Genomic DNA, 21,980 nt, shown 5'->3' with positions numbered 1-21,980 from the left:
GGCTATCTCGCCGATGTCCTCACCAGGATCGTCAATGGCCACCCGAACAGCCAGATCGACGACCTGCTGCCCTGGGCCTACATCCCGGCTCCCGAACTCAGGGCCGTGGCCTGAGAACAGCGCTTACGGTCGTGCTCACCTCGATCAGATCAAAGCGGATCCGGCGAATAAACCTCTCAGGGTATGGATCACCGATGCCCTTGCCGGTGCGAGAAGGTGGCAAACTCACCAAGCAGCAACCGACGGCAGCCTTCCGAATGGACTGCGCGAACGCCGCTTTCAGGCAGTGGAAGCAGAGCAGCATGTCGCGTTTGGGGCCGGATGCGGTCGGTCCGCTTTCGAGATAACTGGACTAGGAAGCCGACCTAGCCTCCAATAAAGTGTTTTTGCACTGACGCCACGCCCTGGCGGTTGCGGAGAATGATTAACACCTCGGCAGGAGCAAAGGCACCGTTTTGGCGGCAATGAGTTGCCAACCGGTCAGAAGTTGCGACCAGTACCGCCCATTTGGTCGAACCACTGCAATACTCACGCAACTCTTCGATGGCATCAGAGCAACGGTGGCAGTGCAAGAGCGTGGTTGACTGTTGAGATCGTCCCAATCGATGTGTCTTAGCCGTCCGGCATTTCCTTTCGCAGATAGACTTGGGATGGTATCGCGCGCCCGTATGTGTCCTGTACTAACGCGCTGCATGTGATGCGGCGAGGAGCGGCTATGGAGACCGTCGAATTGACGCGCCTGAGTTTTGCGAGCAGCCAATCGAATGTCAAAATTGACGAGACCGGAGCCCCAGAGCGTTTCCCTTCCAACAGAAAATCAACCCAGGTCGGATGGCCCAGCAGTTCGTGTATCTCGCAAAGGTAGATGCTGGCAAGCAACGCTGGCTTACGCACATCGCGCACGATCGCTTGCCCTTCCTCCGGCGAGATCACCCACACACGGCTGCTAGGGTCTACGACTCCAAAACTGCATCTCGTTGCACCCTCCAACTCTATCAGCATAGGAACGATGTCAGGAGCCCTGTGGTAGGATGGCGACGTAAGCTCGACCCTCAGCAGTGAATCCATCTCTGACGAAAGAAAAGGCGAGAAGATGAATGCGTCCCTCCCCGCCGTGTCCTCGCCAGGGGGTGACTCCGTTCTTTTCGAGCGGACCAACGTATTTTGATGTAGCCCGACGGGAGGCTGAAGAGCGACACAGTCACTCGCACCGGCAAGGTATTGTGGGACTGACGCCAGACGCAACGCAAACCGGTCCGCCACCCTGAAAGGGTTGGGTTCGCAGAATTGAAACGTGCAGCCTTCGTTGTCGTAGAAGCCCACTGAGGCGATATCGGTCGGTACTTCCTCGGGCAGCCACGCTCCTGTCTTAGCCGCTGATCTTCTTGGATCTACAACCCAGTCGATGAACTCCGGCGCCGTCGTGATGACAGAGGCCCCAGCAGCAAGCATACGGTGCGGCAACGGAATTGCTGCCGCGTTGGGAACCGGCACCTTCACTCGGTTTTCGAGACCCGACTCAAGCGCCCTGGCCCTAGCCTCAGCGTAAGACTCCGCCAGACTTTTCTCGAGCGAGGTGCCAGTACTCATCTCTGTCGTGATGTAACGCGAGACCCACCACCGGTGAGGATCGCGCAGCCATGATTCCGGCGAGACCGTCGTCCTGAAAAGCGCTGAGGTCTCGTCGAGGAAGCGCGCGACAGAAGGGAAGGACCAGAGGCCGTCACCCAGCGAAGTTGCACGGCGAAATGCCTCCTTGAGCACGGCTTTCCGTATGCCACCTTCCATCCTACTTGCATCGGCCAAAGCCTCGGCATGCTCCCATGCAGTAGTGCCTGCTGGCATCGGAACTGAAGAATGGCCGCCCCAGTGCAAACCTATCCACTGCAGGTCTGGCTCGACAGCCAGCGCCTCATCATCTCGTCGCACCACGATTGGCAACTCATCGCTGATGCCGTGAACGATGCGGGCGAAACCTGCCCCTACCCAAGCATCGCGCGGCGAGAGATTGCGCATGCTCGCAAACAAATAGGAGAGAATCGTCCGCGACGCTCGTTCTGTCTCGCGAGCAGATCGGAGGACGTCCCCTCTTATGATCGTCTTGCCGTCGACGACCTCGAAGAGCCGCTTGGCAAGCCACGGATTTCTCCAGAGAAGCAGAACGGGGAAATCGGTCGCCACTAGCTTCGTGAGCATTCTGCCTCTGGCGCTGGAAAGATCGTTGGGAGATTCTGAGTGCCTCAGCGCAGTAGTGAGTTCCTCTACTCGATCGAGAAAAGTGGCGGCCATGCCATCATCACGCCAACCACGTTGCTGGCGCGCTCGGGCGATCTGACGCGAGGTCGGTGGTCGAGTCAGTCGCAGCGGGTCGGTGGAAAAAGCGACCAGCGGCCTTAGCGCCCGTGGCATCCGTGGAAGCTCTAGAAGCGGGGAAAGTGCACGGCGACAAGCATCCCGCGCTCTGACAACGCGCGCGACGCCGGCGATTCCAGGTAGCAGACTTTCCAACGCTTGGGTTGATATCCAAGCGTAGCGGAAGTGAGCCGACGTCAATGTGTCGGACCAAGAATCTCGCGCGCTATCCAAATCTGACTTTCACGCAGGCACTGGACGGCGAAGTTCAGTGACCATGCGAGCGCGACATCGTCGGAGACGGAAAAGTTTCGCCGTACGTAGTCGTAACAGGGTTCGACGTGGCCCTGGTCCGCTTCGCGATGCAACCTCATGGTTCGGCTCCCTCCTGGGACGAGTTCCTCGATCACTCTCACCTGACCGTCTGACATGTTGGAGAACAGCCACTCCAGCAGGAGGCGTAGAACGATTAGCAGATGCGCGTTGTTGTGGGCGATCTGCCATTCGAAATAGCCCACCAATGCTGCGCTCGGCGGCAAGATGGGGCGCTGTTGTAGAATATTTCGGACTGCGTCAGGGCCGCCGAACATGCTCTCGAGATCGTCGTACATCACCAAATCATGACCGCCCTCCTCGGAAAGATGTTCGCTCCAAAACATCACGCTTTCTCGATCGCCCGCCTCGTCGAACGCACCGATTGCCGCAAGGATCAATGGGGTCGTCCGCCGTATTCTCCAGTATCCGTCGACATACGAGTTCTTCACTACCTTTCTGATGATTTCGGGTTTGGCCAAGAGTTCGCGTTGCCCCGGCGGGAAGGCTGCATCCCAGCCCGCGAGTTGCATTGCCGCCTGCGGTAAGAACACCTGAAAATCGATCTTTGAAGTCACTGCGCTGCCCCCAAGTTCCGAGTGATATTTGGTTGGTAGAAGACTTCGGCCGTTGGCGCTTCGTCGGCCAACATTACAAAAATCAGACCGATCTCGATCAAAAAATCGAGCACAGATCTCAAGACGTCTGGCGACCGCACGCCTGCATCGATAGTCAGGCACTCTCCCCAAGTTCGTTCGTGCGGTATTGTGATGAGCTCGAACAGTCTTGAGTCTATCGGGATCTCAAAATTAGTTGCAACCGCTCGGTAGTCCCCTGCCTCGGTCCGGAATAGCGGCCAGCTCTTGTTCCAATGAAAACTGAATCGTGCGGTTTCTTCCAAGGGAACAGAGGTGCGGTACGGGAATGCCCGACCGGCGTAGTGCTCCCCGTAAAGGACAGAATACTCTTCGGTACTGGGGAACAGCGGCGAGCGTCGGGCGTGATAGTCGCGATATCGGCGACGCAGCGCAGGTAGGAAATCCTCATCGATGAGGTGCGCCACCCGATCCGGGCTGATCCCACGGACATTGCGCCACTCTTCCGGCCGCAGTCCGATGACGAAATCACGCTCCAGCGCTGCGATGGGAACCACTGCGCCGACGGCCTCTCGCTCCTCGAAATATGGTGTCCTTAGTTCGAGACCAAAGGGATGGATGTCGAAGCTGCTTCCGGCAGAACCGATAACCTCCGCGTTGTCCATGAAGAAGTTGAAAGTCTGGCGCGCCACCTCCTCTGTCTCCTCGGGGAATCCAACAATAGAGAAGATATGGAAGTCCAAGGCAGCGGCTCGACAGTCTCGCAGGATCCGGGGCACGGCGGCTATGTTTATCCCCTTCGACATGTGGTCGACGGTCGTTTGAGAGGCCGACTCCAGTCCGAAGAACAGCTTGCGCATCCCCATCGCCGCGACCTTCCTACAGGCCTCCTCATTGAAACCATCTTCTAATCGGGCATAGCCGGTGAAGTTGAAGGAACCGCTTTCCGGGCGCAGCGCATCTGAAAGCGACATCAGCAGTCGCGGCGACAGCGCCTCGTCGGTAATGACAAAGTGGCGCGCGTCAAACCAGGCCGAAAGCGTGCGCACATCCTCCGCGATCTTTTCAACGGGCCGAATGCGATAAGCTTTGCGACTAACGTGGTTGATATAGGGAATGTCGCAGAATTTGCACCTGTTGAAGTAGCATCCCTTGCCGGTGAGGATTGGAAGTACGGGGACAGGCGTAAGGTAGCTCGAAAGCGGCAATCCTTCGAAATCGGGTGTCGGTAGTAGGCCGACGTTCTCAACATGCGTGACAGTCGCTTTCACTCGACCACTGTCGAGATAGAGCAAATTCGGAATTTCGCTCAGATCCTCACCCGCAGCTCGCGCATCCAAAATGCCTTCAAGGGCCGTTTCACCTTCGTACACGACGACGACATCGGCAAACGCCTCGAAGAACTCTGGCCTCGACTGCAATTGAGCCGCAAACTTCGTATATACGGCGCCCCCAAGAACAACAAACTGTCCGCTGCGCCTCAACATGGACGCCAGCATCAGTCCCGGCACTATCTGCTGCCTGTTGGTAATAGTGATACCGACCACGTCGGGTGCCTGTGCGAGCATCTGAGGCACAAGGAGGTCAGTCCAGATCTCCTCAAAGGCGTTGGCCTCCGGACGTCGCTGGAGCGCGATGAGATCAGCAAGTCTTGCGGCATCAAAGCCCGGCACGTCATAGCGTATGGGACTCAACCCGAAGTCGAAGGCGAAACCCGAGGCGGCACTAGCGACATTGAACATTCGCTCTAGCAACTCTCGAGCCGTCGCGTGCGAAACCGCGTCGAAGAAGCTGACTGGGCTTCGCAACACGTCGAGCGCCCACTCAATTCGCTCCTGAACATTTTGCGCGACACGGATAAGTCGCTGCCGCGACGCGTCATTGTCCTTCGCTGGCAGCCGCCTTACACGTCGCGATAACTCCTCTTGGAAGGCCCGAGACGCTAGTACCTGAATACTCTCCAAATTTAGGTCAACAAGATTGACAGTATGGCCGCCTCTTCTGAGCCACGCAGCTAGCGAAGGCAGCGCAAGTTGAGACGCTCTCGGGTCTCCCATCGGCGGGTATACAAGCGTTGCAAGCAACGGCAGCCACCCCAAAATAGCTAGCAATATCACCTTGAATGGAGCTAGCATGCGTCATTAAGGCGAGTTGATCAATGGTGAAGCTTTGAGCCGATTGCGAACGATATCGGAGGAGTCGTTCTCATTGACGGTTGTGGAGATGTCCCGGGATGTTGGAGACATCGTCACAATTCCGATCGTGAACGACTGGCTGCAACTCGAATTTCGTCTGATCTGTCTGCCAACTGTTGAAGAGGATGCAGATTTTTGGCGAGAGGTGAGCGCTCTGGCCGAGGAAATGCGCGCGCTAGACACCAATTTGGCCTGGTTCTTTCTACATAAGCATCCCGGGCTAAAACTTCGCGTTCGTGCTGTGGGAGCCCGTGAGGAAATCTTATCGATCGTCGACCGCTTTGGTTCGAGGCGCAGATCGTGGCTCGAGTTTTTATCGTACGGATCGTACTTCGATCAGGCCGGCCTCCTCCCACATGCCTTTCGGCGATCGATCGACCGCGTACTGACTGCATCAGCAGTAGCCTATCTTGCTGCGCCAGTGATCGAGGAAGACGTAGTGACGTGCTGGTCTCGCTTTGCAACAAGATTTCTCAGCCACTTTGAAGCTGACCCTTGGATCGTCTGGGAACTGCTTTCTCGGTTCCAGCAGTTCAATACAACTAGGTTCTATCCGCAGAGTTTCGTACGCACCCGTTCTACGCGCGATCCATCTGCGCTGCTTCCGGCGTTGCCGGTCTCGGCTGAGCGGGGTTTTGCTGCTAGCCCGGCGCTCCTACAGTGCCTGAACCTAATATTCAACATGTGGATGATCGACGGGGAGATTCAGAGGGACTTGCTGAGCCTAGCATTGGCCCAAACATCCCCTGAGCTTATGGCGAGGTAGCACAGTGTCATCAGCCGATTTCTTCGAGACTCGGGTTATTTGGAATGACACCACCAAATATGGAACTACGCTTTCTGGTCGCCTCGAACAGACAATCAGAAACACACTTCATTCTGGGACATTTGATAGACTGAGGCGATTGCGGTCCCGCCATGCGGGCCGGCCGAGATTGGCATCCGGAGAAATCGTCGAAGCGATTCTAGAGGAGCGCGCAGCACCCACGTATCAGGCGGCTATCAACGATCAGGACTTCTGGCATATCGATCGAAATGCAGTGCAGCCGTCGGCATGCCTCATTCGTACCAGCGATCATTCGACTTTCGCCTCTATTCCTCTCGATCCCCAGTCCCTCCGCAACCTTCGAGCGGGCCTACGCTCAAACAACGCGGTCGTACCCCCGTTGGGCCGGCTTCTGCAGCGACAGGACGGTATACTACGCAATGCCAACTTCGCGCGGCGGATCCAGCGGTCCCCGCGACTCCAGCCGTTGTTTGTGGGTCACGCATGCGTGTCGTGGACCGACGGAGATGTCCGAGTATGGACCGACCCGTTCTTGCGTCCGAAGAGTCTCGCTTACCCCGCGACCTATCAACCGCTGGGGCCCCTGGACATGCCGGAAGCAATTCATGTGGTCGCGATTACTCATTCGCATCCGGACCACTTCGATCCGGGCTCGCTCCTATTGTTCCCTGAGGATACGCAATTTCTGATACCGATGGTTGAGCGCGAGACGCCCCTTACCCTCGACCTCTCACATCGCCTCCGTCAGCTCGGGTTCGACAATGTTCGACAAATGCGGTGGGGGGAAAGCTACAGCGTAGGTCGGTTTGAGATTGTTGCGCTTCCATTTCACGGAGAACAGCCCTTAGGAGGCCATGCGATCGCTGAGCGCGACGACAGGATGGTCGGGAACATTTACCTCGTGAAGCCGGCCGGTGGTCCATCTTGTCTTTTGTTGGCCGACAGTGGCTCGGACCCTTGGGGAAGCGCCGTTGGCGTGGCTCGTCACGTCCGGAGGGATCATGGACGGGTCGACTTTCTCTTCGGAAATCACAGACGGTGGCGGTTATTTCCTCCTCAGTACTTGATAAGTTCGGTTCCCCATTACCTCTGCTACATACCTGACGCTGAACTCCAAGTTCCTCAGCAAATCATGCTCGATGCCGATGGTCTTTGGTCTATCGCCGATATCATCGGCGCCAAGCGAGTGGTCCCCTACGCGATGGGCGGCGCACGATGGTACGCGGAGCTGGGGCTCGGACCCGATCCAATGATGGAGACGAGTTCCTCAGCCTTCTATGCGGGGCTCGATGAGCTCGAACGAACGGACGACGAAGACACTGTAATCACGTCGAGTGCTCGCCCGCTCAAGCTAGCCGCGGGCCAAGGGGCGACAGGGCTTGCGAGAAAGTGGTGGGCCACAGGGGTATCGAAACCGGGCGCGAGACAGTTCGGTAAGACCAAGCCAACAAGCGCGCCGCGCACTTTCGCGGCGGGTGGAGTAGTTATGACATCCGTGCTCCCACACTTGAGCGAGGTTACAAAACTAGATCCACGCGCTTGGCTGGTCGCGGACGGCGACTTCTGTGAGATCGTTTGTGCGTCTGACGCACAAGCCGATTTCCTCTGGACCATGGTCGGTCGGCTTCAACCACCGGGTTCGTGGTACACGCGTTCGGAAGTGCCAATTTCCGCGGGCCAGTTTGCAGACCACCGCAACTGGCTCGGTATTTTCGAGGACCTGCATAGGCAGAGTTTTCTCGTCCTACGCGACTCTGACGCCCCGATCGCAAGGTGGCGTCAGATCTTTACCGGCTACCCGTTCCAGAGTCTGCCGTCTGAACTCGTCGCCATGATTGCCCAAGGGTTGCTAAAACTGCCACTCAGCATTCGTGGTCGAATTGGCACGGGAGGGCGAGATGAGACCTTCGCGATCACCCATAGCGACGTGTCGCTGCCCGACCAAGCTGAGTCTTTGCTGAAAACCTACAGCCGGGTCGAAATAGCACTCGCGCTGCTTCTTGTACGCCTCGTTCATAACACGTATCGCAGCGTGAGCGCGATACGAACATCTGTCGCGGTCGGAGACGAGTACTCATTCTTCGTTTCTATGCTTTCATCAGAGACATAACTTGAAGGTCAGCTTGTTGATGGAGCATCGATCTATTTCTGTCGAGGCGACTTGGCAAAACATCCGACCCTACCTGGCCGAGCGAGGGATCACTCGCGTTGGAGACATCACCGGTCTCGACCGCATCGGAATACCCGTCTGGATCGCCGTACGCCCTAATTCACGCGCGTTATCAGTCGCGCAGGGCAAGGGCGAGACTGCTGCGCGGGCCCGTGTTGCCGCCGCGATGGAGGCAATCGAGAGTTCCCATGCTGAGTGCCCTAACCTGCCCTTGAATCTCGATACCTACGAGGGCCTGGTCCGTCGGAGCCAGGTGGTCGACGTTGGGGCACTGCCGCAAGTTAGGGACTCGCTCTTCGGGACCAGACAGCCGATGTTCTGGTGCCAAGCCTCTGAATGGTCCACTGGCGACCGGATCTGGGTTCCATATGAGGCTGTGTATGCCGACACCACTGTGCCACGGCTAGAGGGAAGCGGCGCGTTCCTAACAAGCACGAACGGCCTTGCCGCAGGAAACAGTTTCGAGGAGGCGGCAACGCATGCCCTCTACGAACTTGTTGAGAGAGATGCCCTTGCCCTCTTTCGACTTTGGAGCGAGGCGGAACGACACGCCGGCCGGGTGATAGTCAGCACCGTGACGAGCCGTAGGACGCGAGACATCATCGATCACCTTCTGGCTCTTGGCATCATTCCGATGATTTGGGATTGCACGAGCGATGTGGGGATTCCCACCTATCGGGTCATCTTGTTCGACGAGACGGCATCTGCCACTTCAGCGCTCCACGCTGCAGCATTCGGATCGGGCTGCAATCTTGATCGCGAAGAAGCTCTCTGGAGCGCCTTACTTGAGGCAGCGCAGAGCAGACTAACGGCTATCGCTGGTGCACGGGACGACCTCTCACGGGACCGCTATGCCTCGGCCGCCCTCACAATGCGCTCGTTTAGGGCAATGGCCCAAGAAAACGGGGCCCTTTCTTTCGATGACCTAGCGAACATCCGTGACTACGATCAACCGATTGACACGATTTGTCGAGCTCTTAGGAAAATCGGCATTGGCTCAGTGCTGTCCGTGCAGCTGTCGCCACCGGACCGTCCCTACGCCGTCGTCAAGATGCTGGCGCCAGGTCTGGAAGGGGCCGACGACTCCCCCTCTTACCTGCCGGGCGCTCGCGCCATGAGCAGGTTGCGGGGCCACTCGGCATGACAGAGATCTTCGTCTTCGTTGGCCCGAGCATTTCGCGTGCAGAGGCAGCCAAAATCTGCGACGCCGTGTTCCTCCCACCGGTGCAGCAGGGGGACATCATCCGTGCGATAGAACGGCGACCTCGCTGCATCGGTATCATCGATGGCTTCTTCGAAGCGGTTCCGGCGGTATGGCACAAAGAACTGCTGCTGGCGCTGTCGGTCGGGATTCCAGTCTTCGGCGCCGCAAGCATGGGCGCACTGCGGGCGGCAGAACTCGATCAGTTTGGGATGATCGGGTTTGGCGAAGTTTATCGGTGGTACAAGGCCGGGCTCATCACTGCGGATGACGAGGTCGCAGTCCTGCATGCACCAGCCGAGTTGGGCTATGCCCCGCTAACGGTCTCGACGGTTGATATCCGGGACTTTGCAAGTGAGGCTACTCGAGAAGGTGTCGTCAGCTCAGACTTTCTAGCGGACGCCGTTAGCTGTGCACAACAGTTGCACTTCAAAGATCGAACTTGGGACAACTTGGCGCAGGCGCTGTTGCAAACCCAAACCAATGAATCGGTTTCTCGCTTCTTCGACTTCACTCACCGAGGTGCGCCGGGTGTAAAGGCAAGAGATGCCTCCAAGCTGCTCCGCGCGCTTAGTGCGTGGACCTGCAAACCCGCACAGGATGTAGGTCCAAACTTTGAACTGAGGAACACTATCTTCCTTCATCGATTGGAGGAAGGGGAGCGTGCGCATCCGCAAACCGCCATGAGCGACGAAGAATGGACAAACTTCACGACGCAGGCCGGCGCCGGCCTGCGTGCGGTCGCGCGTGAAACAGCCGCTACATTGGGATGGACACTTCACCCCATGGAGGTAAGCAGTTGCGCGACTGAATATCTGATATCGCACGGCGCCTTCGAACCGTGTATGCAAGAAGAATGGCTGAGAGAGCAACAGCTAACCGAGGCGTCGTTCTGGAGCTTGGTCAACGACATTCTGTTTGTCAGACGCCTTAGGAAACTTCAGTCACTCAGGCGCGGTGCATTCGAAAGTTTGGCGATCAGTACGCGCGACCCTGGTTGAACCCAAGCATCAAAGCTTGCTGTTGGTTACCAGGGGCACATGATTGTCGAGCCAACGCCGCCATTCGCTGCTGCCAAACGCTTCAGCTCCTCGGCGCTCATGACGAGCCCGTATACGGGCGGGCCAAGTTTAGCCTTGGTAGCCTCGCTCAATGTATTGTAGGCGTCGAGTTGAGCCGCACTTACAGAGATTGTGACCGTGACGTCGACGGGGACCGCTGCGGATTTCTCCGCGTCATTGACTTGGTGCAATAAAGTGTCAACCGGCTTTTTCTTAGCCATATGCAATGTCCTCCAATTGCAGACAGACTGCTAGTGCACGTGACAACGCAGTCTAGGCCAAATTGCTGTGTTACGCAACCAGTGGCCGCATTCTATCAGTAGCAATTTATGCGCTGAATGAGTATGTCTCAGCTGGTGCGCCTGAGTTGCTCGGGATGGCAGAGTCCTTTTCGGCCGCATCCTCGATTGAACATTCGGATCGCTGGTTTGATCAGCGACCGACGAAATCGACCCGCTGCCAGACCCAGCAGCATCTCGATAATGGCCCGCTAGAACTGTTGGGTCACTGCGAACGCTCCATCTTCGCGATCCGCGTGACAGCCCGATTTCAGGCTATGCGCAAGCCTACTTCAATGGCCGAACCTAGTATCCCGCTTTGTCCATGAGCACCCGCAATTCGATCTGAGGTGCGACCCAGAAAGTCCGAAAAGCTTCCAGGAAGTCCAGCCGATGACCAATTGTAGAGCTGTCTGACGTTGGCTTTGGGACCGTTCACCGTCCGTCGGGTTTTGGTCGGCTCAAGCATTAAGTTGCCGGTCCGGTTCCAACCCATCTCGGACATCGTAGGGTAGTCTCCTTCTCGAGATATTTGACTCCTTGAGAACATCAGCGGCGCAACCGTGCCGAATGACTTCTTCTCATCACCGTCCTCTCTGCCTGCCTGATTGTCTACGGCCCGCCTGTGCGGCATCGCCGGATGCGCGCCTGCACGGACTGACTGGCCATCCGCGGTTGGAGCCGTTATGCTGCCGTCACCATGCGCTGAAGTCGTTTTTGCGCAATTTGACTGACATTCAACTAGCTAATGACGAAGTTGATGGAAGCCGCGCGGTGTCCTCAAGGGGTTCCCGGTATACCGCCCAGCCAAAACTTGTCAGTCCAGATATTATGAAATCACCCAATTAGTTGATGCTGGTATGAGGGAGAGAACCATGGACCGAAATGAGCCCGTTCATCTAACGACACAAGCCGACCTGATGCGGGCCGCACATGCAAAGGTGAAAGACGATCTGCAAAGTCCGGAAAAAAGATGTCGCGCCATTGCCCAGAAGGCGCTTGACGATTTCGGTGCGAAGCTCCCTCCTACAAGAAGCTTTGAACTGTACCTTGTTCAAGGAGTTTCGGGGAAAGATGTCATCTTTCCTCCCGAGTTCATTTTTCTACTTGATGTTGGCCTAGACGCGGCAGTCGGGGTTTCTGTGTACTGGCAAGCACACGGGCGAGGCGATCCAGACTTCCCGGACTTCTCAGCCGCCACTTTGAGGAGTGTTCTAAATCGTAGCAGCACGGGCATCATTTTCCCCAAAATTGCGGGTGAATTGATGATTGTAGTCAAGACCGGATACAAGGATAGCGATGTGAAGGCTGGCTTGGAGGCGGAGGGGTTGAAGAACGTGCAAGGGTCCGACTTCTTTTGGACCGGGAATTGTCAACCATTCATCGAGCAAAGCTTGTGCAAAAAGCTGGAGGCCGATTTGCCGTTCGTGAAGTCCGCGGAGCAAAACGGAGTCGCTCGAATTGTCGATTTTGGACCGGGCTGGTCCTGTGTGAGATTGGCTTAGATCGTGGAAATGAGACGGATGCGCGGATCGGAGCATCCCTCCTACTGGACGCCGTCGCTCTCTTAACGAAAGGAGTGTATCATGACTGAACGATACGAAGGGCGCGCACTATCATTGGAGGAGGCGGCCGTTCGCGCCGTGGATCAAATCCCCTGGCGGGAAGGTCGGGACTACGCTGTTGGCCGCGTTGTAGAGTGGGGACTGCAGCGGGGCGGCTTTATAGATACTAAACTCTACTACGTTATTGTCGAGGAAGACCCAAACGCCGACTTCCGGACGGAGGGTCCTTGATGGCCAGACCAGTCACTATGAAGGAACATCAAGAAGGTCGCATCAAAACAGCCTCTCTTACACTCATTTGCCGGTCGTAGCACCATGCAGAAGAAGCCCTGCGCCGAGACCGCGCTGGTGATGCCTGGTGGCTGCATGTCGGCCTGCGTCTGGTGAACCTGGAAACGGCGGAGATCCTCAGCCGTCGCCGTGTCGGACGAGCGGCCGATGACGGCCGCCAATCTCTTAACGCAGCGGATATAGTCCCGGCGCGTGTCTTCGATCATGCGCTCGCGCAGCGAACTGCCGGATGGATGCAAAGGATCGGTGATTATCAGATGCTCCTCTCAAGCAGAAGGTTGACCCCTCATGCTCGGAGCGGATGACCGCCCGTCACCCTTGGTCGTTCACCGCCCCACCAACGCCGCCACCTACGCGCCAGCCTCGAAACTCGCGTGCTCCCGCGCGAGCGAATTCGTTTCATTGGTGCAACCACGACCTCAAGCGAGATCGCCGGCAGATCCGGTTTCCGGAAGCTGCGAAGCCGGCGTCCACGGCTAAACTTGCTGCGAAAAGCAGCCGTTGGGGCCGTGGATAGCTTTCGGGTCAGACTCTCCCGTTCCCTTTCGGTCTTTGCAGCACCGAGCCAGGCGCATCACGCTCGACACTGTAGAAAATATCGCATGCCCTCAGAGTGGGGGGAAAGGCGGTAGCGCTCTACCGACTCGAACCCCCAATAGGCGCCTCGCTCAAGTTTGCACCGCCGCGGATCCAGATCCGCCAACTTCCTTGAAAAGCGCACGCAATTCGGCTGGAGGGGCAGAAAGTTCGAAAAAGCTTCCAGGAACCCCAGGCAAACTGGACTCGGGGCGCGTATGGACTGTCTCAGGGCACGGATTCTTCAGTGTCAGGCCTTTGTTTCGGACTTAGAACGCCTTCAATCACGGTATCGAGCTTGGGCGGGGCCGTGGCATTGGACTCTAAACCCATCCCATTTGCCGCCGTCTCTAGGCCGGGGTACAACGTCGGCGGAAAACCTCTTGCACGCCCGTAAGTGTCTGTCCTCTCTGGATCAGGAGCAATCAAGAACAGCCAACAGAGGCAGCGCGACCATGCTCGAACCAGACCGTATCATCCGCCTGAAAACCGTTCTTTCCCGGACCGGTCTGTCCCGATCCACGATCTATCGCAAGATCGCCAAAGGCACCTTCCCACGCCAGATTCAGATCAGTATCCACGGTACAGGCTGGCACGAATCCGATATCAGTCGCTGGATCTCCAATCCCGTTTCGTGGCGTCCACAAGACCAGGGCGACAAGGCGTGATGAGGGTGATGTACACTGCGCGGAAAACTGGGCTTCATCGAGACGCAGCGGCACGGCGGCGAGGCTATTGCTTGAGCCCAGTGGGCCATGTCCATTACAAGCGTCGCCGAGGCGAACGAACACGGCAAACCAGAAACGATGGTCGGCCTCACGCTCAACCAGGTCAACTTTGGGTCTGGCCGCTTATCTCCTTTCAGAGCCCGCGCCGAATCGGTGGCCGCCCTCAGGCTGACAGAGCAAGCGTTCAGCGGAGCGGCCGTGACGCCGGCGATCGATCAGGCTTCCCTTGAGGCAGACAGCTTCCTCTCCGCCTATAAGAGCCGTCAGCTATCGATTACCCGATCGATCCGGCGATCGTCGCCGGATCGATATTTATGGTGGCGGGCGAGGTCATCCAGCACCGATCGGATATGCGGCCAGGGGAAATCGTCTGGATGTTCCCAGTGCTCACCGTCACGCAGGATGACCTCGAGCTTGGCCAAAATGCCTTCGATGGACGTGGCCACTGTCTGCGGTAGATCCTCCAGAAGTGCGCTTTCGGCTGTTTCCGATTGCCGGATCAGTTCGTCTGTTCTCGAATAGCCGATCTCAGCATCAGCAGCGTCCCAGCGCGCCTGGTGTGCCGCGAAATCCGCAAGCGCCCTGCCCCATTCGACTTCATTTTCAGGAGAGTAGGCATCGTTCAGACTCTCGATGGAATGGAGCGTCACGTTCGTACCATCGGCAAGTCGCACCTCGGCGCAGGGAAAGCCGACGGTCCTGGCGAGGTGTGTCTCCAACTGCTGCTGTTCGTGACACAGCGCCAGTGTCTCATCATGGATCTTTTGCCAGTCGCCACACAGACGAAGAGCAGGATCAGCCGCGTTGCTGCCGTCCGTCAGTTCGGCGGCTCGCGACTTTACCTGGAAGGGCCACGCCGCCGCGGCCGTGGCCGTGCCCGCCAGCAAGCGCCGCCGGGTGACGAAAAACGAACTCATGCTACTGTCGGAATCAGCCATTATCCGAGCTCCTAACAGCTGGGGTTTTGGTGAGGCCGCATCGGGTGTTCGCGCACTCGGTGCGGTCGCTTTCTAAAAACGAAAGGATTGTCTGTTTTTAGAAAGCCATTGTCAACGTTTTCCGAAAAGGCTTGCGATTTTCGGGAGTTATCACCAGTTTGCGGCATGGATTCTTCCCAATGTCGCGCCGCACGAGCGCTGTTGAAATGGACGCAAGAGGATCTCGCCGCCCGCTCCGGCGCGAGTGCTGTTACCATTCGCAATTTCGAAAACGACCGTTCTGTTCCTCAAACAGGAACGCGATATCTCCTCCAGAAAACGCTTGAGAATGCCGGCATCGAGTTCATTCCTGAAAATGGCGGTGGTGTCGGCGTGCGTTTGTCACGGCGTTCCGAAAGGACGTAGGATCGGTGAAACAGCTCCCGATAGGCAAGGCAAAGCGCGTCCATTAGCCGACAATCATTCGATTGCGGCCGCAGTCAGAGGGATCAACCGCGAAGACTTCGACGAGCGGCAGAAGGGTTTCGGGGTCGAACGGCGACTGCGCAGACCGGTTCATGCAACTGCCTTCGCTCGCAGAGGTTCGATGTTGCTCTTGCCTGCAATGATGCCGGCAAGCCGATCGGCCCAACGCTCCAAGGCATCCCGTTTCTCGCTCATATAGTCGTAGCGCGCATATACCCGCGACGTGACCGTACTCTTGGTCGCCGAAACGTGATTCAACACATGCCCGACGATGAACGGCGAAATGCCGATTTCTTCCATGCCCGTCGCAGCAGATCGCCGAAGGTCATGCGGCGTCCACGGTGCAATGCCCATGATCATCGCTACGCCGCGCTTGCTGATCTCTTCTCGCTTCACTGCCTTCGGGACAGATGCGCCGGTGACGGCTGCACGGGCGCCCGGTCCAGGAAAAACGAAAGGCGGTACCGCCCTGCCCTTGCGCTCCGACAGCGCCTTCACGTCTGCGATCTGATCGCCGATGATCCGGATTGCCATTTCACACAGCGGGACAATATGGTCGCGGCCGTTTTTCGCGCGCCTGGCTGGTATCGTCCAAAGGCCGCGTGTCAAGTCCAGTTCGCCGTGCTCCATGCCGGCGATCTCGCCAACACGCTGTCCGGTAACCAAGCACAGGCGCAGAATGCGGCGGGTGCTTTCCCGCATGTCGGCTTCGGGCAAGGCTGCCCACATCGTCTTGATCTCGTCGGCCGTCAGCACGCGGTCGCGCTCGACCGTTTCGGTCGGCCTAGCCATACCTTCGGTCAAGTTGTTGTCCAGATCGCCACGACCGCGCCCCCATCGGATCATGGCGCAAATGTCCTCGAACACCCGGTTTGCCTCGACGGCCGCGCCCCGGTCCTTCACCGCGTCGATCGCCTTAGTGATATCGCGACGATGCAGGTCCGCGAGCTTCACCTCGCCTATGCAGCCAGATGATGCCTTCTCGACCTTCTTTCCGTCAGCGTCATAGCCGGACACATTCTTGCGCAGCCGGCGCGCGATCTCATCGACCGACCGCCGCGATGATGCCCGGCGGGTGAGATAGCTCTCGACCAAATCAGAGACGGTCATCGAGGCGGCGTGCGCTTTCTTGGCGGCCACAGGGTCGCCGCCCTCTTGCACGCTTGCACGAGTGTCCTTGGCCTTCTGGCGAGCGCCCTTGTCGGTGCCGAGCGGTGTCTCGGGATAGGTGCCGAGCTTCAACCATTGCCGCTTGTCGGGCGGCCCGTAAACCGCGAACCAGGTCTTTTGCCCACCCGCCGAGACGCGCAGCACAAGACCTTTGACGGTCGTATCGAAATAGTCGACTTTTCGGCCGGAACCGGCCTTGGCAGCCTGGCAGAATTTGTCGGTGAGTTCGAGTTTCGGCATCTGTCCAGCGACCAATCTTGCTTCAACCGGTTGCCCGGGGGTCCATAAGTGATCTACAGAATGATCTACACAAAACCACGCGCTTTGTCGATACCGGCTGCGACAGGTCGCGACGGGATGAAACACTAATTTGTTGTTATTCAAAGAATTTTTAGAAATTCAGGCTGTCGCACGCTGATCCAGAAAATCACATTGGAAACCCTCTGTTAACCGGTTGGTCGCTGGTTCGAATCCGGCCCGGGGAGCCAACATTTCCAAAGACTTAGGCGAAAGTTGCGCAGCCAGTCCGGCCAGGCAGCCACGGATGCGTCCATATCCAAAGGCCGCAACCGCTCCGCCGTTCATCGCCTGGTCCGGTCAACCATTCTTATTTCCGTTTGGATTTGGTGACGGTGCCTCACGCACATCTCGCGGCGGTGGGTCGACATGTTCAGGCTCGGGCGATGATGATTCCTTGTCGCGGGGATGCACCGGTGGCTTCTTGTGGTCGGCTTTCGGCGGGGGCCGCTCTTTGGTTTGATCTGGCATCAGGTTTCTCTCCCTCACCCGAAACCAGACAGACGCGCTCTTTGTTCCGATGGCTCCGACCAAAAAAGGCCCGGCGACCATGTGCCGCCGGGGCATGAGGGGCCTACGGACTGGCGACGCCGCCGCCTGGCGGCACGATGGTGGGGACGGGCTCCACGACTTCGAATTCCTAGTGCCGATCGACAAGAGCAGCCGGCCGGAACATGTCGCGTCGCCAGAAGGCCCGGCCGGAAAAGCAGAAACCTCGCCGCTCCATTCGCGGAGCGGCGAGGCCCCCAAACGCCCCTATTGCCGGTCCCAACAACCCGGCATTGCTGGCAGTGCAATTGTGGTGCCAGCAGCAAATGACCCATTCCGAGACGCCGGCGTGCGTCGGCCCAGGCGGCAAATCGTGCGCCGGCCAGGCGTGGCACGGTTCTTGCTGCCACAACTTCAGTCATGCCGGCCGAAAAGACCTGTTCCATATCGACACCGGCATCTGAGGTTGGGACAATGATGTCGCACAAACTTCTGTTCGGCCCTCCTGCGGTGCTCTCGGTCACCGCCCTGGGGCTGGCCCTCATTCGGTTGGCATCGGCTTTTCGCGAGTTCGTTCATCCACGCTACCGGCCGGAGCTCCACTATATGCGCGGACCCGGGCCGGCCACCGCGCGCCGGGCGAGTGCGCGCTAAGCGGGGTTCGGCCTGCGGCGGAGATGCGCCTCCCGGCGCCTTCTGTGGCTTGTTGCCATAGAACAAAAGGGGGATTCACATAACCGAGGATATGATTTAGGCTTACCCTGAAAAGATCGCAGGGTGGCAACCGTGGAAGCGACTTTCGATGACCTGACAAGGGCTGTGGCACAGCCCCATAGTGATGTGCGCGCCAACGTCCGCGCCATCGCCCTCAATCTCGCCGGCAAGCTCCTGATGGGCATTGCCATCGGGTTGGGCATTGCCATTGGCTTGGCCATCATTGGCTAGCGCGGCCAGCTGATCATCACCAAGTCGCGGCGCCACCGAGAGGCGTACACGCCAAGCGCTGGCAACTATATATTAGCAATCGCTTGTATTTCGCCTGAAGCAGGCTCATCATACAGCCGCTTTGTCGGGAACTTCTTGAGGGAGATTTTCCGATGCGACCGGTGCTCATTGTCATCGCCTTGGCGGTCTGCTTTGTCCTGTGGGACAGGCTTCAGAATGAAGGCCGTTATACAACACGGATAGAAGACAGTTTCCGCCAGGCCGCCGCCGACCTGCCGAGCGGCTCGTACGGCCACGAGGTCAGGTTCAGCCGTGACCTCATGAAACGCTGAAGGGCTCAGTCGGAATGGGCCAGAGCGGCGGCTGACGCGGAATTCTCTTTTTTCTCGCACTCCTCGCTGCGATCGCGACAGCCCGTGCGGCGGTCACGCCGATGGGGCGCGCGGACCGTCAAGGAATCTTGCGCCCGCACGCCCGCCGCGCCATGGTCCGGCAAACCCTGAGGAGGAACCATGCGAATCGTCCTGGCATCGGCGCTGCTGCTAACCGTCGCGCTGTCCGCAACCGCCGCCAACGCTCTGGACAGCGGCGCAAACCCTGTCGTCGTGACGCCGCTCGCCGATCGCACGCAAACGGCGTCCGGCCAGCCCATCACGCTGCCGCAGAAGAATGTCGAGGTCATCGTCTCGAGCTTCGAGATCGCCGTGGGCGCGACCTTGCCGGTCCACAAGCACCCGTTTCCCCGCTACGCCTATGTCGAGGCCGGAACGCTCAAGGTGACGAATGTCGAAACCGGCAACAGCAATACCTACAAGACCGGCGATTTCATCGTCGAGATGATCGGCCAGTGGCACCAGGCCACCAATCTCGGCGACGGCCCGGTGAAACTGCTGGTCATCGACCAGGTCGAGCAGGGCGCCAAGAACACGGTGCTGCGCCAGTAATCGCCCTCATCCCCATGCGCCGACAGGTTGCTCGGTGGCGGCGTTGAGGCGGTTGAAAGCGTTGATCAGGGCGATCTGCACCACCAGTGCGGCCAGTTGCTTTTCGTCATAATGCCGGGCGGCTTCGTCCCAGATCGGGTCCGGCACCGGGTCGGCCCGATCGCTCAGCCGCGTCGTGGCTTCGGCCAGCGCAAGCGCGGCGCGTTCCGGCTCCGTGAAATAAGGCGTTTGCCGCCAGGCCGACACGGCAAAGATGCGCTCGTCCTTCTCGCCGGCCTTCTTCAACTCGCGCGCATGCATGTCGACGCAGACGCTGCAGCCGTTGATCTGGCTGGCGCGCAGGTGGACGAGCTTGCGCGTCACATAAGGCACGTCGGCCGCCTCGGTCGACTTGTCCAGCGCCAGCAGCGCCTGCAGCGCGCCGGGGATGAGCATTACGGGGTTCTTCAGTCGTGCTTGCACAATGGCCTCCTTCGGTCGTGTTCTCGCAAACCCCGGGCGCTCAGCATCCGGAGGTCCTGGTTTCTCCAGGGCTTTTTTGGTTCGCCGACACCGTCGCAGGCTGGACGGCCTTTGGGCCACATTGCCTGCCTCGATCAATAACCCGTCGGCTATGAATTAACTCATAACTCGCTAGTTATTGAATTGTCAAGCACGCCTTGGCGAATGCCGGTCGCCCGTCGCCTGCTGGACCGATCATTGCCGCTTTCACGGCAGCGGACCCGATGCTAGGGCTGTCGCCGAAAATCATGGACGGACCGCACCTTGAGCAAGAATCCTCAGCCACCCCTGATCGAGCTCTGTGTCGAAGGCATCGACGGGCTGCTTGCCGCGCAGGACGCCGGCGCCGACCGGGTCGAGCTCTGCGCCAGCCTGGTCGAAGGCGGCATCACGCCGAGCCTCGGCACGGTGCGCGCGGCGCTTGAGCTCGCCACCGTTCCGTTCCACGTCATCGTCAGGCCGCGCGGCGGCGATTTCCTCTACAGCGAGGCCGAGTACCGCTCGATGCTTGCCGATGTCAGCGCGCTGGCCGGTCTCGGCGTCGCCGGCGTCGTCGTCGGCTGCCTGAATGCCGACGGCACCATCGACGAGGCCCGCATGGGCGAATTGGTGCGCGCGGCTGGCCCGCTCAACGTCACCTGCCATCGCGCCTTCGACATGACGCGCGACCCGGCCGAGGCGCTCGAGGCGCTGGTCCGCTGCAGGGTCGGCCGCGTGCTGACCAGCGGCCAGCGCGACACTGCTCTGGGGGGCGCCGAGCTTCTGGCCGCGCTCGTCCAACAGGCCGGCGAGCGCATCATCATCCTCGGCTGCGGCGGGCTCGATCCCGACAATATCGCAGAGGTGCTCGCCAGGACCGGGCTGAAGGAAATGCATTTCGCCGCGCTTGCCGATGTGCCGAGCGCCATGCACTACCGCAACCCGCGCGTCGGCATGGGCGGCAGCGACCTCGACCGCGAGTACCGCACCACGGTGACCGACGGGGCATTGGTGGCGGCGACCATCGCGGCCGTCAGGGCCTGATCCCGGGGAAGATGCGATGACCGAAGGACGCTCGCCGATCGACCGCGTTTCGCCCGGGGACGAGCCCGCGATCCTCGCGCTCAACAACGAGCATGCGGCGGAACTGTCCTGGCTGGAAGCCGAGCGGCTCTCCTTCCTGCTCGGCGAGGCCTTCTATGCGCGCCGCATTGGCGCGCTCGAGGCCTTCATCATGACCTTCGACCAGGACGCCGACTACGACAGTCCGAACTTCCTCTGGTTCCGCGAGCGCTACCAGCGCTTCGTCTATGTCGACCGGGTCGTCGTCGCCGCAGCCGCGCGCGGCCGTGGCCATGCCCGCCGGCTCTACGAGGATCTGTTCGAGCACGTCGCGCGCTCCGGCCAGGCGATCATCACCTGCGAGGTGAATGCCGATCCGCCCAATCCGGCTTCGGACGCCTTCCATGCGGCGCTGGGGTTCGCCGAGGTCGGCGACGCGGTCATCCATGGCGGCAAGAAGGCCGTGCGCTACTACCTCAGGCAACTTGCCTGAGCGCCGGCGCGCGGCACTGGCGCAACAAACAAGCCGTCGCTAAAGTGGCCGTCTGCGCCACCGGGGGCGAACCGCCATGCCGAGCAACGTCTTCCGCTTCGACGAGAGCTGGGACATTCCAGAGGCGACGCCGCAAGAGGTCTGGGATGTGCTCTCCGACGCCGAATTGCTCCCGCTCTGGTGGGGCGACGTCTACAAGCAGGTCGTGCCGCTCGACAAGAAGGGCAAGGGCGTGGTCGGCTCGCGGGCAAAGGCCCGGGCGCGCGGCGCCCTGCCCTACGAACTGAACTTCATCATCGAGGCGGCCGAACTCGAACCCGGCCGGCTCGTGGTGGTCAAGACCTTCGGCGATTTCGACGGCCTGTGGCGGGCGGAACTGTCGCCATCGGCAAATGGCACCCGGGTCAACCTGATCTGGCAGGTCACGGTGCTGAGGCCGATCCTGAAGTTTCTGGCGCCGCTGCTCAGGCAGGCCTTTGCCTGGAACCACCGCTGGACGACGCCGCGCGGCGAAGCCGGCCTGCGCCGTTACCTGTCCGAACGGAAAAATCGCCAGGCGGCCTGATCAGGCGGCCGCGAAAAAAA

Annotated in this window: 21 protein-coding genes; 14 read left to right on the top strand and 7 right to left on the bottom strand. The window is 59.2% G+C overall.

The window, feature by feature from the left end; genetic code table 11:
* Window positions 1-114 (top strand): transposase domain-containing protein (locus EN846_RS29585; protein ID WP_135913840.1); only part of this gene is annotated, 114 nt, incomplete at its 5' end.
* Between the two features lie 498 nt (window positions 115-612).
* On the opposite strand, the gene EN846_RS29580 is transcribed toward EN846_RS29585, so the two are convergent.
* From EN846_RS29580 to EN846_RS29570, 3 genes are all read right to left on the bottom strand, one after another.
* Window positions 613-2,289, bottom strand: coding sequence for a hypothetical protein (locus EN846_RS29580; RefSeq protein ID WP_128346091.1), 1,677 nt, complete (start codon window positions 2,287-2,289; stop codon window positions 613-615).
* A 260-nt stretch (window positions 2,290-2,549) separates the two neighbouring features.
* Window positions 2,550-3,242 carry a hypothetical protein gene (locus tag EN846_RS29575; RefSeq protein WP_128346092.1) on the bottom strand — a complete coding sequence of 231 codons (693 nt, stop codon included), beginning with the start codon at window positions 3,240-3,242 and terminating at the stop codon, window positions 2,550-2,552.
* Window positions 3,239-5,002, bottom strand: coding sequence for a radical SAM protein (locus EN846_RS29570; RefSeq protein WP_189379543.1), 1,764 nt, complete (start codon window positions 5,000-5,002; stop codon window positions 3,239-3,241). The genes EN846_RS29575 and EN846_RS29570 overlap by 4 nt, the downstream gene beginning before the upstream one ends.
* Before the next feature lie 466 nt (window positions 5,003-5,468).
* Between EN846_RS29570 and EN846_RS29565 the strand changes: the two genes are divergently transcribed.
* Genes EN846_RS29565 through EN846_RS29550 form a run of 4 tightly spaced genes read left to right on the top strand, consistent with a single transcriptional unit; the run spans window position 5,469 to window position 10,614 of the window.
* The gene (locus EN846_RS29565; RefSeq protein ID WP_128346094.1) at window positions 5,469-6,221 is read left to right on the top strand and encodes a hypothetical protein; all 753 of its coding nucleotides are present in this window, start codon (window positions 5,469-5,471) and stop codon (window positions 6,219-6,221) included.
* A gap of 4 nt (window positions 6,222-6,225) precedes the next feature.
* Window positions 6,226-8,352, top strand: coding sequence for an MBL fold metallo-hydrolase (locus EN846_RS29560; protein ID WP_348630840.1), 2,127 nt, complete (start codon window positions 6,226-6,228; stop codon window positions 8,350-8,352).
* Between the two features lies 1 nt (window position 8,353).
* Window positions 8,354-9,556, top strand: coding sequence for a YcaO-like family protein (locus EN846_RS29555; protein WP_128346096.1), 1,203 nt, complete (start codon window positions 8,354-8,356; stop codon window positions 9,554-9,556).
* The gene (locus tag EN846_RS29550) at window positions 9,553-10,614 is read left to right on the top strand and encodes a TfuA-like protein (RefSeq protein WP_128346097.1); all 1,062 of its coding nucleotides are present in this window, start codon (window positions 9,553-9,555) and stop codon (window positions 10,612-10,614) included. Before EN846_RS29555 ends, EN846_RS29550 begins: the two co-directional genes overlap by 4 nt.
* Before the next feature lie 26 nt (window positions 10,615-10,640).
* On the opposite strand, the gene EN846_RS29545 is transcribed toward EN846_RS29550, so the two are convergent.
* Window positions 10,641-10,895, bottom strand: coding sequence for a hypothetical protein (locus EN846_RS29545; RefSeq protein ID WP_128346098.1), 255 nt, complete (start codon window positions 10,893-10,895; stop codon window positions 10,641-10,643).
* A 932-nt stretch (window positions 10,896-11,827) separates the two neighbouring features.
* On the opposite strand from EN846_RS29545, the gene EN846_RS29540 reads away from it, so the two are divergent.
* Window positions 11,828-12,457, top strand: coding sequence for a hypothetical protein (locus EN846_RS29540; protein WP_245493291.1), 630 nt, complete (start codon window positions 11,828-11,830; stop codon window positions 12,455-12,457).
* Window positions 12,458-13,839: 1,382 nt separating this feature from the next.
* Window positions 13,840-14,052, top strand: a complete 213-nt coding sequence (locus EN846_RS29525) for an AlpA family phage regulatory protein (RefSeq protein WP_128276450.1) — start codon at window positions 13,840-13,842, stop codon at window positions 14,050-14,052.
* 323 nt (window positions 14,053-14,375) lie between these two features.
* Here EN846_RS29525 and EN846_RS29520 read toward each other — a convergent pair whose 3' ends face one another.
* Window positions 14,376-15,050, bottom strand: a complete 675-nt coding sequence (locus EN846_RS29520; protein WP_128346100.1) for a hypothetical protein — start codon at window positions 15,048-15,050, stop codon at window positions 14,376-14,378.
* A gap of 165 nt (window positions 15,051-15,215) precedes the next feature.
* On the opposite strand from EN846_RS29520, the gene EN846_RS29515 reads away from it, so the two are divergent.
* Window positions 15,216-15,455: a helix-turn-helix transcriptional regulator gene (locus tag EN846_RS29515; RefSeq protein ID WP_128333228.1), complete on the top strand. Its 240-nt coding sequence runs from the start codon at window positions 15,216-15,218 to the stop codon at window positions 15,453-15,455.
* Window positions 15,456-15,605: 150 nt separating this feature from the next.
* Here the strand turns inward: EN846_RS29515 and EN846_RS29510 are convergent, their stop codons facing one another.
* Entirely contained in the window at window positions 15,606-16,925 is a 1,320-nt protein-coding gene (locus tag EN846_RS29510; protein ID WP_135898837.1) for a site-specific integrase, read from the bottom strand.
* Window positions 16,926-18,248: 1,323 nt separating this feature from the next.
* On the opposite strand from EN846_RS29510, the gene EN846_RS35385 reads away from it, so the two are divergent.
* From EN846_RS35385 to EN846_RS29495, 3 genes are all read left to right on the top strand, one after another.
* Complete coding sequence (locus EN846_RS35385) at window positions 18,249-18,416, top strand: hypothetical protein (protein ID WP_189340676.1); 168 nt, start codon at window positions 18,249-18,251, stop codon at window positions 18,414-18,416.
* A 152-nt stretch (window positions 18,417-18,568) separates the two neighbouring features.
* Window positions 18,569-18,748 (top strand): hypothetical protein, encoded by a 180-nt coding sequence (locus EN846_RS29500; RefSeq protein WP_127285361.1) that lies wholly within the window; start codon window positions 18,569-18,571, stop codon window positions 18,746-18,748.
* 180 nt (window positions 18,749-18,928) lie between these two features.
* Window positions 18,929-19,360, top strand: a complete 432-nt coding sequence (locus EN846_RS29495; RefSeq protein ID WP_127392900.1) for a cupin domain-containing protein — start codon at window positions 18,929-18,931, stop codon at window positions 19,358-19,360.
* Window positions 19,361-19,366: 6 nt separating this feature from the next.
* Here EN846_RS29495 and EN846_RS29490 read toward each other — a convergent pair whose 3' ends face one another.
* Complete coding sequence (locus EN846_RS29490; protein WP_127285359.1) at window positions 19,367-19,822, bottom strand: carboxymuconolactone decarboxylase family protein; 456 nt, start codon at window positions 19,820-19,822, stop codon at window positions 19,367-19,369.
* A 303-nt stretch (window positions 19,823-20,125) separates the two neighbouring features.
* On the opposite strand from EN846_RS29490, the gene EN846_RS29485 reads away from it, so the two are divergent.
* The 3 genes from EN846_RS29485 (at window position 20,126) to EN846_RS29475 (ending at window position 21,960) form a co-directional block, all read left to right on the top strand.
* The gene (locus EN846_RS29485; RefSeq protein ID WP_128346102.1) at window positions 20,126-20,884 is read left to right on the top strand and encodes a copper homeostasis protein CutC; all 759 of its coding nucleotides are present in this window, start codon (window positions 20,126-20,128) and stop codon (window positions 20,882-20,884) included.
* 16 nt (window positions 20,885-20,900) lie between these two features.
* Window positions 20,901-21,395, top strand: a complete 495-nt coding sequence (locus tag EN846_RS29480) for a GNAT family N-acetyltransferase (RefSeq protein WP_127392902.1) — start codon at window positions 20,901-20,903, stop codon at window positions 21,393-21,395.
* 76 nt (window positions 21,396-21,471) lie between these two features.
* Window positions 21,472-21,960 carry an SRPBCC family protein gene (locus EN846_RS29475; RefSeq protein WP_128346103.1) on the top strand — a complete coding sequence of 163 codons (489 nt, stop codon included), beginning with the start codon at window positions 21,472-21,474 and terminating at the stop codon, window positions 21,958-21,960.
* The last annotated feature ends 20 nt before the right edge of the window (window positions 21,961-21,980 follow it).

The organism is Mesorhizobium sp. M4B.F.Ca.ET.203.01.1.1, assembly GCF_004791025.1.
Classification (GTDB): Bacteria; Pseudomonadota; Alphaproteobacteria; order Rhizobiales; family Rhizobiaceae; genus Mesorhizobium; species Mesorhizobium abyssinicae.
Note: the sequence above shows the minus strand (reverse complement) of the source record. Positions and strands in the feature narration are given on the sequence as shown.

What these genes read in the sequence shown, in the direction of transcription:
- EN846_RS29580 (WP_128346091.1), bottom strand. Translation starts at nt 2,289, where the DNA reads ATGGCCGCCACTTTTCTCGATCGAGTAGAGGAACTCACTACTGCGCTG.
- EN846_RS29570 (WP_189379543.1), bottom strand. Translation starts at nt 5,002, where the DNA reads ATGTTCAATGTCGCTAGTGCCGCCTCGGGTTTCGCCTTCGACTTCGGG.
- EN846_RS29550 (WP_128346097.1), top strand. Translation starts at nt 9,553, where the DNA reads ATGACAGAGATCTTCGTCTTCGTTGGCCCGAGCATTTCGCGTGCAGAG.
- EN846_RS29545 (WP_128346098.1), bottom strand. Translation starts at nt 10,895, where the DNA reads ATGGCTAAGAAAAAGCCGGTTGACACTTTATTGCACCAAGTCAATGAC.
- EN846_RS29540 (WP_245493291.1), top strand. Translation starts at nt 11,828, where the DNA reads ATGGACCGAAATGAGCCCGTTCATCTAACGACACAAGCCGACCTGATG.
- EN846_RS29525 (WP_128276450.1), top strand. Translation starts at nt 13,840, where the DNA reads ATGCTCGAACCAGACCGTATCATCCGCCTGAAAACCGTTCTTTCCCGG.
- EN846_RS29520 (WP_128346100.1), bottom strand. Translation starts at nt 15,050, where the DNA reads ATGGCTGATTCCGACAGTAGCATGAGTTCGTTTTTCGTCACCCGGCGG.
- EN846_RS29515 (WP_128333228.1), top strand. Translation starts at nt 15,216, where the DNA reads ATGGATTCTTCCCAATGTCGCGCCGCACGAGCGCTGTTGAAATGGACG.
- EN846_RS29510 (WP_135898837.1), bottom strand. Translation starts at nt 16,925, where the DNA reads ATGCCGAAACTCGAACTCACCGACAAATTCTGCCAGGCTGCCAAGGCC.
- EN846_RS29500 (WP_127285361.1), top strand. Translation starts at nt 18,569, where the DNA reads ATGCGACCGGTGCTCATTGTCATCGCCTTGGCGGTCTGCTTTGTCCTG.
- EN846_RS29495 (WP_127392900.1), top strand. Translation starts at nt 18,929, where the DNA reads ATGCGAATCGTCCTGGCATCGGCGCTGCTGCTAACCGTCGCGCTGTCC.
- EN846_RS29480 (WP_127392902.1), top strand. Translation starts at nt 20,901, where the DNA reads ATGACCGAAGGACGCTCGCCGATCGACCGCGTTTCGCCCGGGGACGAG.
- EN846_RS29475 (WP_128346103.1), top strand. Translation starts at nt 21,472, where the DNA reads ATGCCGAGCAACGTCTTCCGCTTCGACGAGAGCTGGGACATTCCAGAG.